The organism is Photobacterium nomapromontoriensis (assembly GCF_050336815.1).
Taxonomy (GTDB): Bacteria; Pseudomonadota; Gammaproteobacteria; order Enterobacterales; family Vibrionaceae; genus Photobacterium; species Photobacterium nomapromontoriensis.
Genome location: NZ_JAKJSL010000089.1, coordinates 1 through 2,160, shown reverse-complemented (window position 1 = coordinate 2,160; position 2,160 = coordinate 1). Strand labels below are relative to the sequence as shown.

General features: G+C 36.7%; 4 protein-coding genes. 1 reads left to right on the top strand and 3 read right to left on the bottom strand.

The features are described from left to right. On the top strand, positions 1-222 hold a 222-nt coding region (locus tag L4D12_RS25270), incomplete at its 5' end, for a transposase (protein ID WP_428450573.1). A gap of 150 nt (positions 223-372) precedes the next feature. Here the strand turns inward: L4D12_RS25270 and L4D12_RS25265 are convergent. The 3 genes from L4D12_RS25265 to L4D12_RS25255 form a co-directional block, all read right to left on the bottom strand. Continuing rightward, positions 373-951 carry a hypothetical protein gene (locus L4D12_RS25265; protein ID WP_428450572.1) on the bottom strand — a complete coding sequence of 193 codons (579 nt, stop codon included), beginning with the start codon at positions 949-951 and terminating at the stop codon, positions 373-375. Positions 952-1,071: 120 nt separating this feature from the next. Next, complete coding sequence (locus L4D12_RS25260) at positions 1,072-1,704, bottom strand: hypothetical protein (RefSeq protein WP_428450571.1); 633 nt, start codon at positions 1,702-1,704, stop codon at positions 1,072-1,074. 208 nt (positions 1,705-1,912) lie between these two features. Further along, positions 1,913-2,160 (bottom strand): transposase (locus tag L4D12_RS25255; protein ID WP_428450570.1); only part of this gene is annotated, 248 nt, incomplete at its 5' end.

Here is a 2,160-nt window from a genome sequence, read left to right as displayed (position 1 = left end):
GCTCGGCACTTCGTCCCTCACGTTCGTTCACGAGGCGAAGAAAAACAAGATAAGACAAACTCAAGAACTCCAGCCCGTAGATGGGTAGTCGAACGTAGCCACAGTTGGTTAAATCGCTTTCGAGGATTATTAATCCGCTGGTCAAAGAAGGCTGAAAATTATGAGGCCATGTTATATTTTGCCTGCGGCCTTATTGTCTGGAAAAAATGCCTATCGGGATAGGCTCTTAGAGCGCAAAAAAATAACGGGAAATTGGAGATGAATGGAAATAATGGCTGATTGATGGCCACCAGCCAAGGTTTGGAGTGGAGGTGAAATGATTTGGGACAGTTTCATTTTAGAAGTGAAGCTCTAGTCACGCATAAATTTTCATTAAATGTATCTTGGTTTAGATTTATACAGTCGATCTGCAGTTCCAAATAGCTTATTCCCATAATTTTCAAAAAGTGATAACCAAGTCAACTTAGCATCGTATGGCTGAAGAATTTCAGGAGCACCGAATTTAGCGTGATTATTGAAGTAAACTGACGAAGCTAAAGCTAAAGTCAAAACCCTAAGATTTGGTCTATTCAATATTTCAGGCAAGTGTTTCTTGTCTTTTGCTAGTTTTTCGCCATCTTCCCTCTCAAAGAGACTAAAAACCTTAGCTTCGATTATGACGATTGTATCCTCAGAAAACAGACAAAGATCAAAAGTTCTTTTTGATGAGTACTTTGATGATTTTATTGGTAACGTATTCTTTTGCCATAAATAATCTCTATAAAAGCAGACCTCGTATCCGATATCCCATTCGATATCTTCATCCAATGCAAGATCTGTTTTCAGATTAATCAATGCTATAAATTCTCCAAGCCTTTGCTTAGCTTGCTCGTAAAGAGAAGAGCAAAAGAACCTCTCTTCTCTAGTCCAATCAGACCAACATGAATTTTTTAAATATGATATATGCATCATTTAATCGCTTAACGTTAAACCACTACAAAGAATATAAATGAAATTTGTTTTTATAAAAGATATACACTTAGCTTATTTGGCAAATAATCTAACCCAATGAGTGTAATTCGATATTTTGATTCACCTACTAGCATCTATTTTGATGAATGCATTTATAAAATGAACAAAATGTTGTTTACCAGTACGGTTACCATAAGCTTTAGAAACTCGGTTCCACCATGGCATCCCTGGATGAGGCGTACGCGTATACTTTATAGATTGCTCATCAAATTCGTTTACCAGATTACTACGTTTTGCATAACTCCAAGCCAATGAACTTGTAAAGATGATAAGCTCAGGTGAGATAGCTTTAACAACTTGCCCTACGACATTTTTACTAACATCTGAATCAAGCTGAGATACTTTATTTGATTTACCAGTTTGTTCTGCAGGACGCTGAAAGTAATTGAGAAATGCTATATTACTGAACGCCGTAGATTGCTCGCAAGAATTTGCATTACTTTCAAATAGTGCTTTCTCTATGTTTCGATATATTGCTTTTGACTTGGACTTCCATTTCGTATTAATGCCATTCTTAATGATATTTCGTGTTTTAATCCACCCTCTATCATTTTTATCTGATACTGTTACACCACTGTACCATTTTTGAGGGTCATGATGGTACGTACTACCAACATCCAAATAGTGGCTTTCACCAATAACTAAAATCTTTACTATTGACGAAGCATATTCGCAACCAACCCAAGGTTTCATTTCCGGATAAATCTGATAATGTTCAATTCTATCGAATGCTTCATCAAACTCATATTAATAACAATTCACTTTAAGTAATTTCCTTTTAATGCTTAATTAATGGTACTGGCTCACCACAACTAGTAATATCTAACGACCAATTTTTTAAGACAACAATATCACAACCTCCTATAGCAATAATTTAGTACTAAAAAAACAGACTAAGAGCCTATCCCGATAGGAATTTTTTCCAGACAATAAGGCCGCAGGCAAAATATAACATGGCCTCATAATTTTCAGCCTTCTTTGACCAGCGGATTAATAATCCTCGAAAGCGATTTAACCAACTGTGGCTACGTTCGACTACCCATCTACGGGCTGGAGTTCTTGAGTTTGTCTTATCTTGTTTTTCTTCGCCTCGTGAACGAACGTGAGGGACGAAGTGCCGAGCAATAAGTTCTCTCTTTAGCTCTTGTG

Coding starts and splice junctions, on each gene's coding strand:
- L4D12_RS25265 (WP_428450572.1), bottom strand. CDS start 951: ATGATGCATATATCATATTTAAAAAATTCATGTTGGTCTGATTGGACT.
- L4D12_RS25260 (WP_428450571.1), bottom strand. CDS start 1,704: ATGAAACCTTGGGTTGGTTGCGAATATGCTTCGTCAATAGTAAAGATT.